General features: G+C 71.1%; 14 protein-coding genes. 8 read left to right on the top strand and 6 right to left on the bottom strand.

What is annotated here, in order from left to right:
* Positions 1 to 132: 132 nt before the first annotated feature.
* Positions 133 to 636, top strand: coding sequence for a DUF3145 domain-containing protein (locus JOD54_RS14345; RefSeq protein WP_204451012.1), 504 nt, complete (start codon positions 133 to 135; stop codon positions 634 to 636).
* Here JOD54_RS14345 and JOD54_RS14340 read toward each other — a convergent pair.
* Complete coding sequence (locus tag JOD54_RS14340; protein ID WP_204451011.1) at positions 633 to 1,649, bottom strand: D-cysteine desulfhydrase family protein; 1,017 nt, start codon at positions 1,647 to 1,649, stop codon at positions 633 to 635. The two genes, JOD54_RS14345 and JOD54_RS14340, sit on opposite strands and share 4 nt — an antisense overlap.
* A gap of 402 nt (positions 1,650 to 2,051) precedes the next feature.
* Between JOD54_RS14340 and JOD54_RS14335 the strand changes: the two genes are divergently transcribed.
* The 7 genes from JOD54_RS14335 to JOD54_RS14305 all read left to right on the top strand — a co-directional run bounded on the left by JOD54_RS14335 (position 2,052) and on the right by JOD54_RS14305 (position 10,695).
* Positions 2,052 to 2,390, top strand: a complete 339-nt coding sequence (locus JOD54_RS14335) for a histone-like nucleoid-structuring protein Lsr2 (RefSeq protein WP_204451010.1) — start codon at positions 2,052 to 2,054, stop codon at positions 2,388 to 2,390.
* 516 nt (positions 2,391 to 2,906) lie between these two features.
* Entirely contained in the window at positions 2,907 to 3,668 is a 762-nt protein-coding gene (locus tag JOD54_RS14330) for a glycosyltransferase (RefSeq protein WP_307860020.1), read from the top strand.
* Entirely contained in the window at positions 3,665 to 5,071 is a 1,407-nt protein-coding gene (locus JOD54_RS14325) for a glycosyltransferase family 4 protein (protein WP_204451009.1), read from the top strand. The genes JOD54_RS14330 and JOD54_RS14325 overlap by 4 nt, the downstream gene beginning before the upstream one ends.
* Positions 5,068 to 7,479, top strand: coding sequence for a glycosyltransferase (locus JOD54_RS14320; protein WP_204451008.1), 2,412 nt, complete (start codon positions 5,068 to 5,070; stop codon positions 7,477 to 7,479). The genes JOD54_RS14325 and JOD54_RS14320 overlap by 4 nt, the downstream gene beginning before the upstream one ends.
* On the top strand, positions 7,476 to 8,231 hold the full coding sequence (locus tag JOD54_RS14315; RefSeq protein WP_204451007.1) for a phytanoyl-CoA dioxygenase family protein: 756 nt from the start codon (positions 7,476 to 7,478) through the stop codon (positions 8,229 to 8,231). Before JOD54_RS14320 ends, JOD54_RS14315 begins: the two co-directional genes overlap by 4 nt.
* Complete coding sequence (locus JOD54_RS14310) at positions 8,207 to 9,208, top strand: polysaccharide pyruvyl transferase family protein (protein WP_204451006.1); 1,002 nt, start codon at positions 8,207 to 8,209, stop codon at positions 9,206 to 9,208. The genes JOD54_RS14315 and JOD54_RS14310 overlap by 25 nt, the downstream gene beginning before the upstream one ends.
* On the top strand, positions 9,205 to 10,695 hold the full coding sequence (locus JOD54_RS14305) for an ArnT family glycosyltransferase (RefSeq protein WP_204451005.1): 1,491 nt from the start codon (positions 9,205 to 9,207) through the stop codon (positions 10,693 to 10,695). Before JOD54_RS14310 ends, JOD54_RS14305 begins: the two co-directional genes overlap by 4 nt.
* On the opposite strand, the gene JOD54_RS14300 is transcribed toward JOD54_RS14305, so the two are convergent.
* From JOD54_RS14300 to JOD54_RS14280, 5 genes are read right to left on the bottom strand one after another with little or no spacing between them, the layout of a single operon-like run.
* Positions 10,665 to 11,117: a hypothetical protein gene (locus tag JOD54_RS14300; RefSeq protein ID WP_204451004.1), complete on the bottom strand. Its 453-nt coding sequence runs from the start codon at positions 11,115 to 11,117 to the stop codon at positions 10,665 to 10,667. The genes JOD54_RS14305 and JOD54_RS14300 overlap by 31 nt on opposite strands.
* Entirely contained in the window at positions 11,114 to 11,521 is a 408-nt protein-coding gene (locus JOD54_RS14295) for a VOC family protein (protein WP_204451003.1), read from the bottom strand. Before JOD54_RS14295 ends, JOD54_RS14300 begins: the two co-directional genes overlap by 4 nt.
* Before the next feature lie 49 nt (positions 11,522 to 11,570).
* Positions 11,571 to 12,962, bottom strand: coding sequence for an NAD(P)(+) transhydrogenase (Re/Si-specific) subunit beta (locus tag JOD54_RS14290; protein ID WP_204451002.1), 1,392 nt, complete (start codon positions 12,960 to 12,962; stop codon positions 11,571 to 11,573).
* The gene (locus JOD54_RS14285; RefSeq protein ID WP_204451001.1) at positions 12,959 to 13,249 is read right to left on the bottom strand and encodes an NAD(P) transhydrogenase subunit alpha part 2; all 291 of its coding nucleotides are present in this window, start codon (positions 13,247 to 13,249) and stop codon (positions 12,959 to 12,961) included. The genes JOD54_RS14290 and JOD54_RS14285 overlap by 4 nt, the downstream gene beginning before the upstream one ends.
* Positions 13,250 to 14,338, bottom strand: a complete 1,089-nt coding sequence (locus JOD54_RS14280; protein WP_204451000.1) for a Re/Si-specific NAD(P)(+) transhydrogenase subunit alpha — start codon at positions 14,336 to 14,338, stop codon at positions 13,250 to 13,252.
* Positions 14,339 to 14,721 lie beyond the last annotated feature (383 nt).

Genomic DNA, 14,721 nt, shown 5'->3' with positions numbered 1-14,721 from the left:
CGGGGTTCGTGTGGCCAAAGTGTCCGGTAGCAGGGCACAATGGCGCCGGGAATACCGCGTGTGGTCAGCAGACACCCGTTCCGGCGCAGGACGTAGGGGAAGACGATCCTCGTCGAGCAGCGGAGGTCAGCAGTGAGCACCCGTGGCAACACCCAAGGTGTGGTGTACGTCCACTCGTCGCCGGCTGCGGTATGTCCGCACGTCGAGTGGGCGATCTCGGGCACCCTCGGGGTGCGCGCCGAGCTGCGCTGGACCGCGCAGCCCGCCGCCCCCGGGTTGCTGCGCGCGGAATGCGCGTGGACCGGGGACCCGGGCACCGGGGCGAAGTTGGCCGCCGCGCTGCGCGCGTGGCCGATGACCCGGTTCGAGGTCACCGAGGAGCCCAGTCCCGGCGTCGACGGCGAGCGGTTCTGCTACGCGCCCACGCTCGGCCTGTGGCGGGCCCGCACCAGCGCCAGCGGCGACATCGTCGTGGACGAGAACCAGCTGCGCGCCGTCGCCACCGCCGCCAGGGGCGGTGAGTCCTTCGCGTTCAAGGTCGACGAGCTGCTGGGCGCCTCGTGGGACGAGGCGCTCGAGCCCTACCGGCGCGCCGGGGACGGCGCGCCGGTCACCTGGCTGCACCGGGTCGGCTAGTCCGCCGCGAAGGTGCCGTCGTCGAGGGCCTGGGTGAGCTCGGGCGCGTAGGCGAACAGGCCGGGCAAGCCGCCGGTGTGCACGAACACGACTGTCTCCGTTGGTGCGATCTCCCCCGACCGGGTGGCCGCCCGCAGGTAGGCGGCCGCCTTGCCGGTGTAGACCGGGTCCAGGGTGATGGCCTCGGTGCGGGCGAACAGCGCGATCGCAGCCCAGACCTCCGGCGTGGGGATGCCGTAGCCGGGGCCGACCGCGCGGTCGTCGGTGTGCAGGGTGGCCAGGGCGGGCACTGGGGAACCGAGCAGGTCGGCGGTCTTGGCGGCGAGGTCGGTGATCATGGCGCGCGCCTGGGTCGCGTCGCGGGAGACGCAGGCGGCGTCGAGCCGGATCCCGAGGCCCTCGAGCGCGACCGCGATGCCCGCCGCCGTGCCCGCGCTGCCAGCGCCGACAACGATCCGGTCGGGGGTGTCGTCCAGCTGGGCGAGCAGCTCCTGGGTGGCGGCCACGTAGCCGAGGGCGCCGGTGGCGCTGGAGCCGCCGATCGGGATGCTGAGCACCGGGCGGTCGTGCGCGGCGGCGTCCTCAGCGAGCGCGCGACACGTCTCGGCCACCTCTTGTTCATCCGCGCACAGGTGGACGTTGGCCCCGAAGACGCGGTGCAGCGCCATGTTCCCGGACCGCTCGTACGCTTCACCCGAGCGGGGTACGTCGCGGGTGAGCACGAGGTCGCAGCGCAATCCCAGGCGCGCGCACGCGGCGGCGGTGAGCCTGCCGTGGTTGGTCTGCAGCGCGCCGAAGGTGATCACCTGGCGCACCCCGGCCCCGAGCGCGGCACCGAGCAGGAACTCCAGTTTCCGCAGCTTGTTGCCACCCACCCCCAGTGGGCTGATGTCGTCGCGCTTCACCAGCAGGCGCCGCACCCCGAGCGCGGCGGCCAGCCGGGGGCAGTCCTGCAGCGGGGTCGGCCAAAGGCCGAGCGGGACGCGGGGGAAGGCGGTCAGGTCGTGGGCCATGGGCGAACTGTAACGCCGGCGGGGTCAGGCGCGAGAAGGCCCGGATTCACCGGGTTGGAAATGCCTGACCGATCCTCATGTTGCCTCGTAGGCAATTACCGCCGAACGGGTGGTAGATAACACTCCCCCATTCCACTTACGGCCTTGACCTGCGCGAACCCGGTTAAGCCACTAGGGCCGGAAGACCTGATCCAGACCAAGCGGGCAGGTCGAATTCTCGCTGGTGGACCGGATACCCTCGATGAGGTAGTAATAAGGATGACCGCGATACGGGACACTGGGTGGTTCCCGGAGCGGGCTACCGATACGCTTCCCCCGATCGGTTGAGCAATACCCTGGGTGCGGCTGGTCCGGCGCCGGATAAAGCCGCTGGAAACGAACTCTCATCACGCGGAGGAAACCGTGGCGCAGAAGACCGTTGTGGAACTCGTCGACGACCTCGACGGCGGCCGGGCAGACGAGACCGTCGCCTTCGCCATCGACGGCGTGGAGTTCCTGATCGACCTGTCGAGAGAGAACGCCGCACGGCTGCGAGATTCCCTCGCCCAGTACGTCGGGCACGCTCGCCGCACGGACGGCCGGAAAGTGAAGAACGGCGTCGTCCGCCGCTTCGGCGCGACCAGGCTGGACAACCAGGCGATTCGGGAATGGGCGCGCTCCCAGGGCGAGAACATCGCCGAGCGCGGGCGCATCCCGCAGGCGCTGGTGACCAAGTTCCAGGAAGCGCACGGCACCTCCTGACCCGGCGCCGCGACCAAGCCCCTCCCCCTCGGGGCAGGTCGACCGCCCCGGCCGCGGACCTGGCAGGCGGGCCAGGGCACCGGCGGCCGGGGTGAAGGACCCGGCTTCGGGCGAGCCGGGTCGCACGGCGCCCCACCGGGTGAACGCCAGCGGGCAAAAGGCACGCATCGTATCCGTGCGGGATCACGCGCGCCCATCGGGGCGTTTCCGACAAGCATTCGGGTTCCGCATTTCAAACTTCCCCGGAAAACCTCCGAAAGTAGGGAAGCGGTCGAACCGGACCCGTCGGTCTATACCATTCGCAACGCCGTGACCTGCGCGGACAGTGCGCGAACCGGCGGGTTGCACCCTGTGAGGGAATTCACGGATTAGACCGTCACCCGCGTCGGCGACCGATATTCGCGGGGTCCGCTTAACGAGCGGTTCACCCGGTCCGGTTTTGATTCACCCGAAGGTGGCCTATGGTCGCCGCGGCGGTGAATGGCGTTGACTTCCGGACCCCAGGGGGACCCCTTCGTGACCCAGGCACAGCTCAGCCCGGCCGCCCGCGCGGTCCCGGTGGCCGCTCGGCGCGCGCCGGTGGACGTCGAGGTGGTGATCCCGGCCTACAACGAGGCGCCTCGGCTGCGCGGGTCGTTGACGGCGACGGCGCGCTACCTGGCGACGCGGTCGTGGTCGTCGCGGATCGTGGTGGTGGACAACGGCAGCGCGGACGCGACGGCGCGGGTCGCCAGGAGCGCGGTGGGCGCGCCGGTCCCGGTCGAGGTGATCGGCTGCGCCATCGCGGGCAAGGGTGCCGCGGTGCGCCGGGGCATGATGACCAGCGGCGCCCGCTACGTCGGCTTCGTCGACGCGGACCTGGCCACGCCGATCGACGCGCTCGGTGAAGCGCTGGCGGCGTTGGAGGCGGGCGCGACCGCGGTGATCGGCTCCCGGTACGCCGGGGGCGCGGCGATCCTGCGCAGACAACCGGTGACCAGGCGCCTCGGTGGCGCCGCGTTCCGCGCCCTGGCCAAGCGGATGGTCCCCGGCGTCGCGGACACGCAGTGCGGCTTCAAGTTCTTCGAGCGGACCGCGGTGCAACGGGCCCTGACCACCTGCGCCATCACCGGCTTCGCCTTCGACGTGGAACTCCTGCGCGGCGTCCAAGCCCAAGGCGGCACCGTGGTGGAACTCCCCATCACCTGGACCGACGACACCCGCTCCACCCTCCGCCCCCTCCGCGACGGCCTCCCCGCCTTCCGCGCCGCCCTCACCCTGCTGGGAGCCAGGTCATGACGGCGCTCGAGGAGCTGCGGGGGCGGTCGGTGTTGGTGGTGAACTGGCGGGATGTGCGGCACCCGCAGGCCGGGGGTGCGGAGTTGTACGCGCACCAGATCGCGCGCCGCTGGGTGGCCGCAGGGGTGAAGGTGACGTGGTTGACATCCCGGCCCGCTGGGGTTCCCGCTCGTGAGGTGATCGACGGGGTGCAGGTGTTGCGGCGGGGTGGGGAGTTCTCGGTCTACCCGGCGGCGGCCGCGGCGATGGTGCGGTTCGGGGGGTTGTTCGACGCGGTGGTGGATTGTCAGAACGGGATCCCGTTCTTCGCCCCGGCGTTCGTGCCGCGGTCGACGGCGGTGGTGCAGGTGGTGCACCACGTGCACCAGGACCAGTTCGGGGCGCACTTCGGCAGGCCGGTGGCCGCGGTGGGGCGGCTGCTGGAGGGGCCGGTGAGCCGGTACGTCTACGGCGGTAGAGCGATGGTGGCGGTGTCGCCGTCGACGCGGCGGGAGATGCGGGTGGCGTTGGGGGTTCGGGGGCCGGTGTTCGTCGTGCCCAACGGCAACGAGCCGCCCGCGCACCGGGCCGGGCCACGGGACCCGGAGCCGACGGTCGTGCTGGTGAGCAGGTTGGTGGCGCACAAGCGGGTGGACCGGTTGCTGCGCGCGCTGCCGGAAGTGGTGGCCGCGGTGCCGAACCTGCGGGTGGAGGTGATCGGTGACGGCAAGCAGCGGCGCGCGCTGGAGTTGCTCACAGGTGAGCTCGGCCTGCGGGGCACGGTGCGTTTTCGCGGCAGGCTCTCCGACCAGAAGCGGGACGAGCTGATCCAGCGGGCCTGGCTGACGACGTCCACCTCGCAGGGCGAGGGTTGGGGGTGCACGGTCCTGGAGGCCGCCCGCTTCGGCGTTCCCTGCCTGGCGTCGTCGGCAGCGGGGATCGACGACTCGGTGCGGCACGGGTACACCGGCTGGGTCGTGCCGGAGGTCGACGAGTTCGGGCCCGCGCTGATCGGTGCGCTCACCGAACTGGCGGACGACGGGACAGCGGCGGCCATCTCGGACAACTGCCGGTCGTGGGCGTCGGCGTTCACGTGGGATCGCAGCGCCGAACTGCTCGCCGGGGTTGTCCTCGGCGAGGTCGAGCGGCGCGCGGCCGGGGGTCGGGAGCGCCGGGCCGCCCGGTCGGACATGGCCGCCGCTGTGCGGTTCCGCGTCCCGCGGGATGTGGCGCCGCCCCAGGGCAGGCGCACCGACCAGGTGCGGGTGGTGGGTGATCTGGGGAGCGCGCTGCTGCACGGGTGTGACGAGTTGGACGCCGAGGCGGTGCTGGCCAGGTGGAACGTCGAGCCGGTGAGCGTCGAGCTGGCGACCGAGGAGCACCTGTTGACCGGTGTCGCCCTGCCCACGACCGCCCGGGCATGACGGGACCGGCACTCGCGCGGGCCGGCGCGGTGGTGGCAGGCGCAACCGCCGTGGTCAGCGTGATCAGCTACGCCTACGGGATCGCGCTCGCACATTGGTTGCCCAGCAACGACTATGCCGTGTTCGCGGCTGGGCAAACGCTGTTGCTGGTGGTGGGTACCGCCGCTTCGGCGGCTGTGCCGTGGGCGTTGGCGAAAGCGGTCAAGGCCCACCCCGCGGGGACGGCACAACGCCGAGCCGCCATGGCGCACGCCCTGGGAATCGGAGTTCTCGGCGCCATTCCCGCCGCCGCGTTCGTCGGGATCGTCACCGCGTTGTACGCACCCGCGAGCGCCGTCGTCGCGGTGATGGCCGCGGTTGTCGGGATCATGGTCTCGGGCTGCGCGGTCGGCTGGTTGCAGGGCGAGCAACGGTTCGGGCGGCTGGCGGCGTTGCGGGTCGGGGAGGTGGTGGCCCGGGTAGCGCTCGGTTCGGTGGCGGTCGCCGTTGGACTCGGGGCCGCGGGCGCCCTGGGGGCGTTCCTCCTCGGCTCCGTGGTGCTGTTCGCGGGTGCGGGAGCCTGGGCGGACCTGTCCTGGCGACCGAGTGTCCTGCGGGACCGGGGGCGGTGGCGGGACACAGCGGGCTTGAGCGCGGTACAGGGGCTTCTCGGCGTGCTGACCGCGACCGACATCGTGCTCGCCCCGATCTTCCTCGGCCCCGGTTCCGAGTCGGCGGCCTACCAGTTGGCCGCGACCCTGGGCCGGGTCCCCCTCTTCGTCGCGGCGGCGCTGGCGGTCGTCGCCTTCCCCAGGCTGACCGATTCCCCCGGCACAGCAAGGGAAACGATGACCGCCTACGGGTGGCTGGCCTTCCCGGTCGCCGCGGTGCTGATCACCGCCCCCGCGGACCTCGTCAGGTGGATCGTGCCCGCCCACCTCACCGCGGCGGTCCAGCTACTCCCCTACACCGTCCTCACCGGACTCTTCTTCGGCCTGATCACCCTTGCCATCACAGTGCTCCAGGCACAGTCGGCCTACCGCAAGGCGAGCAAGCACCTGATCGTGGCTCTCGTCCTAGTGCTCCTGGGCATCGGAATCGGTTGGCAAACCTCAAATCTGGCCCTGGGCACGTGTCTGGGCGGCCTCGTAGCGGCAGCCACGATCGCACGACCTGCCTTGCTCCCCTTTGCCGCCTCCAGCATCGCCACCGTCATCCTCTGGCAGGCGAGCCACTGGGTTCCCGCCTGGATCGCCACGTCTGCCCTGCTCGGCCTGCTTGCCATCCGCCGGATCAGGACCACCGAGCGACCACCGCCCGGCGCGCGACTGCGCGTCCTGCACCTGGGCTTCGAAGACCCCGCGCTCCCCGGTTCCGGCGGTGGGGCCGTGCGCACCCACGAGATGAACCGACGTCTCGCCCGCGACCACGACATCACGGTCCTCACCACCCGCTGGCCCGGGTGCGTCGACCGGGTCGAGGACGGCGTGCGCTACGAGCACGTGGGCATCGGGGAGGGCCGCACGTACCTCGGCCGGATCGCCGGGTACGCGGTCGCGCTGCCGTTCGTGTCCCGCCGCTACCCGGCGGACCTGGTGGTGGAGGACTTCTTCGCGCCGGTGTCCAGCATCGGTGCTCCACTGTGGACCGGGAGGCCGACGGTGGGTGTGGTGCAGTGGCTCAACGCCAGGGAGAAGTCGCGCCAGTACCGGCTGCCGTTCTTCCTGGTCGAGCGGGCCGGGGTGCGGACGCACCGCGGGCTGGTGGCGGTGTCGACGGGGATCGCCGAGCGGTTGAGCGCGATGAACCCGGCGGCCCGGGTCGAGGTGGTGGCCAACGGGGTGGACGCGGCGGCGTTCGACGCCAGTTCCCCGCGCGGCGAGGACGTGGTGTTCGTCGGCCGGTTGGAGATCGCGCAGAAGGGCCTCGACCTGCTGTTGACCGCGTTCGCCGAGCAGGCGCACCGGTTGCCGGGCGCTCTGGTGCTGGCCGGGACAGGACCGGACGAGCAGCGGTTGCGGGACATGGCCGCTGGACTGGGGATCGCCGACCGCGTCAGGTTCGCGGGCTGGGTGAGCGGTGCGGCCAAGTACCGACTGCTCGCGGCGGCCCGTGTGGTCGCGGTGCCGTCGCGGTTCGAGACCTTCGGCATGGTCGCGCTGGAGGCGGCGGCGTGCGGGAGCCCTGTGGTGGCGTTCGACATCGACTGCCTGCGCGAGGTCGTGCCGGAGTCGGCCGGGGTGCTGGTGCCCGCGTTCGACACCGCTGCCTACGGGTGCGCGCTCGCCGAGTTGGCCGCGGACGGGGACAGGGTGCGGCGGCTGGGTTTGGGCGGTCGGGAGTTGGCGCGGGCGTATTCGTGGGACCGGCTGGCGCGGGCGCAGGAGCGCGTGTACCTGGCGGCGGCACGGGATTGGCGGGAAGTGTGATCACAGAGCAGCAGCGGCGGTCGCTGTTGACCGACGGGTACCTCGGGGTGCCGGACCTGTTCACCCCCGGCGAGATCGCCGAGGTCGCGCAGCGGTTGGACGGTCTGTTCGACCGGTTCGCCGACCTCCCCGCGGCGAGTGTGCTCGACCTCGGCGCCACCGACGGCGAGTTCGGCGCGGAGGTGCCGGAGATCCTGTACCCGTCGTCGTTGTCGCCGCAGTTGCGCAGGACAGCGGTGTTCCGGCGCGGGCGGGCGTTGGCCAGGCGGGTGCTCGGTGCCGGGACCTGGTTCCGCTTCGACCACAGCATCCGCAAGCCACCAGGCTGCGGCTACGAAACGGTGTGGCACCAGGACCGGGTGCACAAGCGGTCGGGCCTGCCGGAGCGCCGCCTCAACATCTGGATCCCCACCACCCCGGTCGGCCCGGCGGACGGCTGCATGCGCTACGTCCCGCGCAGCCACCGCAACGGCGTCCTCCCGCACGAACCGGTCCCCGGCCGCCGTGGCGCGCTGCGCACCGTCGGCGTCGCCGAATCCGACGCCGTCGACGTCCCGCTCCCGGTCGGCGGCGCGGCGCTGCACCTGTTCGAGACCGTCCACAGCGCACACCCGAACAGCGGCCCGTCCACCAGGACCGCGTGGATCCTGCAGTTCACCCACCCCAGAACGGTTCTCCCCACAGCGACCCTGCTGCACCGGGCGGTCTACTTCGGACAAACCAGGGCATGGCGCGGAAAGGCCACCAGATGACGGTCGACCTCGACGGAGCGCGGCGGGTGCTCATCGTGGGCAACTTCGGCAACGGCAACACCGGCGACGAGGCCCTGCTGGCCGCGGCGCTGACCGAGCTCGACGCGGGCGCCGAGGTCAGCGTCCTCTCGCGCAACCCCAGGCTCGTCGAGTGGACCCACGGCGTCGCCGCCCGGCCGATGACCGCGGTCTCGTTCGCGGCCGGGTTGCGCTGGTGCGAGGCGGTCCTGGTGGTCGGCGGCGGCATGTTCGGTTCCGGGTTGCCCCCGCTGGTCCGCTTGCTGCCGACCGTGGTCGAGGCGACCAATCGGGTCGGGCGCGCCACGTTCTACCTGGCCATCGGGGTCTACCCGGGCACGCCGCCCGCCGCGCTGCGCAAGCTCCGGTCGGCCGCGGTGTTCGGCAGGCTCACCGTCCGCGACGAGCTGTCCGCACGGACCCTGGGCGTCCCGGTGCCTGTGGTCGGCGACCTCGCGTTGGAGCTGGCGCCCGCTTCCCCCGAAGCGGCGAAACTGGCGTTGGCAGGCGCGGGGATCGATGCCGAGGCGCCGCTGCTCCTGTTGTCCCCCAAGGCCCTTCCCGACACGACCCGGATGGCGACCTTGCGCGAGACCTGCCTGCACGCCACCCGGCGGTGGCGGGAACGAGGCGGCGAGGTGGCCGCGCTCGCCCTGTCCACGCACGCGGACTACGGCCTCGGCCTGGCGCACCGGGACGCCGCTCTCGCGGCCGCGCTGGAGTTGCCGGTGATCGGACCGCAACTGCCGCCCGCGCTGGCGAAGGCCGTGGTGGGCCGCGCGGCGGGTGTGCTCGGGCTGCGGCTGCACGCGCTGGTGTTCGCGGCGGGCACGGGTGTGCCGTTCGCGGGTTTCGACTGGGAGCAGAAGTCCAAGGCGTTCCTGCGCGAGCGCGGCGGCACCGTTCTCGGGTCGGCCGAGGACTGGGTCGACCACACTCTGGAGGTGGCCGCGCAGTGAGGAAAGGGCTCGTCCTCGCGGGCGCGGCGGTTGTCGGTTTGGCGCTTTCGCTGCGGCTGTGGGGGCTGACAACGGCGAACGAGTTGTTCATCGATGAGGTCACCTACTCGCGGTTGGCGCTGTCGGTCGGCCGCGGTGAATGGCCCAACCTCGCCGGGGAGGCCTTTTACCTGCACCCGCCGCTGACGTTCTGGCTCAACGGCGTGATCACCGGCCTATTTGATCTTTCGCCGGACCCGACGACCCTGGTGTTCCAGCTGCGGTGGGTGAACGCACTGCTCGGGGCGGTTGTTGTGGCGCTGGGATATCTGCTTCTCCTGCGGACCACCAAACCTGTCGTGGCGGTGGTCGGCGCGGTCGTCCTCGCCGCCGATCCGTTCGTTCTGCGCAACGACAGCCGGGTGATGCTGGAGACCCCGGCGTTCGCTCTGATCCTCGCGGGCTGGCTGTGCCTGCTGATCGGCCTGGAGCGACGTCAGTGGCTGATCTCCGTAGGCGGCTTCCTACTAGGTCTCGCCGTCCTGGCCAAAGACGTCTCAGCCGTACCCGCCCTGCTGCCAGTCCTCTTAGCGACGTTGTGGAAGAGGACACTGCCGCGTAAGACAGCACTCCAGGTCTTCAGCTTGGCTCTGGTGCCATATGCCAGCTACGTCATCGCCCTCGCCATCGCAGGACGCCTGCCGGACTGGTGGAGCCACAAGATCGGCGGGCTTAGGCGTATGGCCGGATTGGACCAGATCAGCGGCTTCAACTCCCCCAACGCCCCCAACCTGCTAGAGACCTTGCTGGGCCAACTAGGCCGGTTCGGCACCTCTTACGTCCTTCTCGGCCTAGCTGTACCCGCTGGTGTACTCGCCCTGCGGTCGGCTCGAGCGGATCGCAGGCTGATCGGCCTAGTGGCTTCCGTGATGGGGATGCTCGGCCTGTTCTCCCTGGCCTTCGGGACGCTGGAGGAGCAGATGGGCTACTTCGTAGTGGTCCCCGGCGTCCTAGCGCTTGGCGTGGTGGCAGTGGAGCTATCCGTGCGACTACGCCCCGCGCTGGTCACTGCCACCGCCGCTGTGGTGGTCGCGGGTCTTGCCTTCGCCGCTCACGCGCGCGCGGTCACCGACAACGGCTACCAGCAGGCCCGGGCGTTCCTCGACACCCAGGTGCCACCCAACTCGCGAGTCGGTCTTACGACACCGACCGCCCAGTTCGCGCTGCACTCCGGGGAAGGCGCCAACCTCCGCGTCGGCACGTGGACCTCGCTCGGCGCGCTGCACCGCTTCCGCGCCGACTACGTCCTCACCCAGAGCCGCCCGCTCAGCCTCGGTTACGGCTACGCCTCCCCCGACCTGCTGCCCTGGCTGGCCCGGCACGCCGAACCGGTCTTCCGGACCACCGGCCCCAGCGGCGGGGACACGATCGTGTGGAAGCTCGACCAGGCCGAACTGGCGAACGCGGTGCGGACAGGTCACCTGATCCCGGAGGTCGTCGCTCCCTGAAGCTGGCTGAGGAACTCCTCGATCCGCTGCTCCCGCCGGTGCCCAGGCCGGTAGTGGGCGCGGTCGAGCGGCACGACCCGGCCGTCCACGGTGATCGCCGGGTACCGGTAGACCGCCCGGCCGAACGGGGCCCTGGCGTCGCGGCGGCTCGTGGCGGTGATGTCGGCCAACGCCACCGTGCGCAGGCCGCGCACGGTCCGGATCCCGACCTTGCCGTCGCGGATGAAGCAGTACGGGAACAGCGCCTGGTAGGCGGTCGCGGCACCGGTGACGCAGGCGGCGACCACCAGCAGGACCTTGTCCAGCCCGCTCTCCGGCGTCCACAACGCCACCGCCAGCACGACGCCCAACGCGCACGCCGACGCCGTCCACAGCAGACCGAACCGCTCGACCGGGTGCCGGTACAGCGCCCGCGGTCTCACGGGCGAGCGGTGATCTGCTGCACCGCCCAGCCGTTGCCGTCCGGGTCGCTGAAGAACAGGAACCCGGAGTTGTTCAGGTCGTCCTCGGCGGTCGCGGCCCGGAACCCGCCCTCGCGGGAGGCGTACTGGACCTCGCCGACCTCGACGCCGCGCGCGGTCAGCTCGGCGTGCGCGGCCCGCACGTCGTTGACCACCAGCTGCAGGCCCTGCAGCGAGCCGGGTGCCATCGCGGACATGCCGATCACGATCGAGCAGCCCGACCCCGGCGGGGTGAGCTGGGCGAAGCGGACCGGACCCGCGGTGGTGTCGTGGTCGACGTGGAACCCGAGCCCGTCGACGTAGAAGGCCTTCGCCCGGTCGATGTCGCTGACCGGCACCGAGACGACTTCCAGGGTCCACCGCATGAGGTCCTCCAACCAGTCCGGTCGAACGGACAAAGCATGGCAGAAGCCCTCAGAGCGCCTTCAGTTCCTCCGTGACCTCCGCGACCGACGACTTGGCGTCGCCGAAGAGCATGGTCGTCTTCGGGTCGAAGTACAGCGCGTTGTCCACCCCGGCGAACCCGGGCGCCATCCCGCGCTTGAGCACGATCACCGACCGGCTCTCGTCGACGTTGAGGATCGGCATGCCGTAGATCGGCGAGGCGGTGTCGGTGCGCGCCGCCGGGTTGGTCACGTCGTTGGCGCCGATCACCATGGCCACGTCGGTGCGGGCGAACTCGCGGTTGATGTCCTCCATCTCCTTGAGCCGCTCGTAGGGCACGTCGGCCTCGGCGAGCAGGACGTTCATGTGCCCGGGCATGCGGCCCGCGACCGGGTGGATCGCGTAGTACACCGACACCCCGCGCGACTCCAGCAGGTCGGCCATCTCGCGCACCGCGTGCTGGGCCTGCGCCACGGCCATGCCGTAGCCGGGGACGATGATCACCTGGTTGGCGAAGGCCATCTGGATCGCGGCGTCGGAGGCGCTGGTGCGGCGCACGGTCTGGTCACCGCTGCCCTGCACGCTCCCGCCGCCGCCCCCGCCGCCGAAACCGCCCGCGACGATCGCCGGGATGGACCGGTTCATCGCCTTGGCCATCAGGTTGGTCAGGATCGTGCCGGAAGCGCCGACGATCATGCCCGCGACGATCAGCGCGGTGTTGTCCAGCGCCAGGCCCATCGCCGCGGCGCTGAGGCCGGTGAGCGCGTTGAGCAGCGAGATCACCACGGGCATGTCGGCGCCGCCGATGGGCAGCACCACCATCACGCCCAGCACCGCGGCGGCCAGCAGCAAGCCGATGATCAGCAGTTGCGCGTCACCGCCGCCGATGATCACGCCTGCGCAGACCAGGGCGATGACGAGCAGCAGCAGGTTGAGCGGCTGCTGGAGCTTGCCGATGCCGACCGGGCGGCCGGTGATCACCTCCTGCAGCTTGCCGTAGGCGATCAGCGAACCCCAGAACGACACCGACCCCACGATCGCGGAGAACAGGCTGGCGACCGCGACGTGCGCCGGTTCGCCCGCGAACCCGTGGCTCTCGCGGAACTCCACCCACGCGATCAGCGCCACCGCGCCACCGCCCACCCCGTTGAACAGGGCCACCATCTGCGGCATCGCGGTCATCTTGACCTGCTTGGCCGACGGCACGCCGACCGCGGTGCCGATGGCGACCCCGAGCAGGATCAGCCACCAGTTGCCCATCCCCGGGGTCAGCAGGGTTGCGACGACCGCGACCCCCATGCCCGCGGCGGCGATCCAGTTGCCGCGCACCGCGGTCCGCGGCCCGGTGAGCCCCATCAGGCCGTAGATGAACAGGGCGAAGGCCACGATGTAGAGCAGCTGGATGAGGACTTCCCGGCTCATCGCGGCTCCTTCTTCTTGGACTTGAACATGCCCAACATCCGGTCAGTGACCAGAAAGCCGCCGATGACGTTGATGGTGCCGAAGGCGATGGCGATGACCAGGAGGATCTTGTCCAGCACGCCCTCGGCGCCGAGACCGGCCACGATGAGGCCGCCGAGCACGACGATGCCGTGGATGGCGTTGGTGCCCGACATCAGCGGCGTGTGCAGCGTGTTGGGCACCTTCGAGATCACCGCGAACCCGACGAAACCCGCGAGCACCAGGACCGCGAGGTTCTGCACCAGCATCTAGGCCTCCTGCCCGGTGACGCAGGCACCCGCGACCACCTCGTCGCTGAAGTCGAGCGCGATCGCCCCGTCGGTGTCGATGAACAGCTCCAGCAACGCGGCGACGTTGCGGGCGTAGAGCTCGCTGGCGTGCTCGGGCATGGTGGCGGGCAGGTTCAGCGGCGAGGCGATGGTCACCGCGTGCTCCACCACGACCTGGCCCGGGCTGGTCAGCTCGCAGTTGCCGCCGGACTCACCGGCCAGGTCGACCACGACGCTGCCCGCCCGCATGCCTTTCACGGCCTCCGCGGTGACCAGGGTCGGCGCGGTGCGGCCGGGCACCTGGGCGGTGGTGATCACCGCGTCGAACCCGGTGATCGCGCGGGCCAACTGCCGTTGCTGCTCCTCGCGTTCGCCGTCGGTGAGCGCCCTGGCGTAGCCGCCGCTGCCGGTGGCCTCGATGCCCAGGTCCAGCCACTGCGCGCCGACCGAGCGGACCTGGTCGGCCACCTCGGGTCGCACGTCGTAGCCGGTGGTGTGCGCGCCGAGCCTGCGCGCGGTCGCCAGTGCCTGCAGGCCCGCGACGCCGACCCCGAGCACCAGGACCTTCGCGGGCGGCACCGTGCCCGCCGCGGTGGTCAGCATCGGGAAGAAGCGCGTGAGGTGCTCGGCGGCCAGCAGGGCGGCGCGGTACCCGGCGACGTTGGCCTGCGAGGACAACGCGTCCATCGACTGCGCGCGGGAGATGCGCGGGATCGACTCCATGGCGAACCCGGTCACCCCCGCCGCCCGCAGCGCGTCGGCCTTGTCGGGTTGGGTCAGCGGGGCGAGGAAGCCGACGAACACCGCACCGGCGCGGAGTTTGGCGATCTCGGCGTCCGTGGGCACGGCCACCTTCACCACGACGTCGGCCGACCACGGGTCGCCCAGCGTCGCTCCCGAGTGGACGTAGGCGTCGTCGGGGATGAGCGCGGCCGCGCCCGCACCCGGTTCGACGACGACGGAGAGGTTCTTGGCGCGCAGCCGCTCGACCACCTTCGGCACGAGCGCGACCCGCCGCTCGCCCCCGGCGGTCTCCGCGGGCACGCCCACGACTGTGTTGGCGGTCACAGTACAGTTGTACCATTTGCCGGGCCCGCCCGCCGGGGATCACAGTTGCCACTCGCTTGACAGCGCGACCCGCCGGTCTCGATCACAGGAATGTGACCGATAGTAGGCCGGAATTCGAGACCGGTGATTTCGCCGGGGAATACCGCGTGGGCGCACAACGTCATGACCATGGCGCACCGCGCACCCGCCAAAAAGACGAGAAAAGAACCGTTTGCCGGTGTCCCGAACGGCACACTTGCCGGATTACTCCATCGGGCGGGCATGCACTGTGAACCAGATCACAGCCGGTTGTCGATCTTCGCGCACACCGATAGCTTTCATGGGGCAATGGGGGCTCACCGTCGCGCATCACCCGCGGTCGCACGACCGCGGGAACTGGGGAA

It is taken from the genome of Actinokineospora baliensis, assembly GCF_016907695.1.
Classification (GTDB): Bacteria; Actinomycetota; Actinomycetes; order Mycobacteriales; family Pseudonocardiaceae; genus Actinokineospora; species Actinokineospora baliensis.
This window is presented reverse-complemented; position numbering and strand designations above follow the sequence as displayed.

Coding starts and splice junctions, on each gene's coding strand:
- JOD54_RS14340 (WP_204451011.1), bottom strand. CDS start 1,649: ATGGCCCACGACCTGACCGCCTTCCCCCGCGTCCCGCTCGGCCTTTGG.
- JOD54_RS14325 (WP_204451009.1), top strand. CDS start 3,665: ATGACGGCGCTCGAGGAGCTGCGGGGGCGGTCGGTGTTGGTGGTGAAC.
- JOD54_RS14320 (WP_204451008.1), top strand. CDS start 5,068: ATGACGGGACCGGCACTCGCGCGGGCCGGCGCGGTGGTGGCAGGCGCA.
- JOD54_RS14310 (WP_204451006.1), top strand. CDS start 8,207: ATGGCGCGGAAAGGCCACCAGATGACGGTCGACCTCGACGGAGCGCGG.
- JOD54_RS14295 (WP_204451003.1), bottom strand. CDS start 11,521: ATGCGGTGGACCCTGGAAGTCGTCTCGGTGCCGGTCAGCGACATCGAC.
- JOD54_RS14290 (WP_204451002.1), bottom strand. CDS start 12,962: ATGAGCCGGGAAGTCCTCATCCAGCTGCTCTACATCGTGGCCTTCGCC.
- JOD54_RS14285 (WP_204451001.1), bottom strand. CDS start 13,249: ATGCTGGTGCAGAACCTCGCGGTCCTGGTGCTCGCGGGTTTCGTCGGG.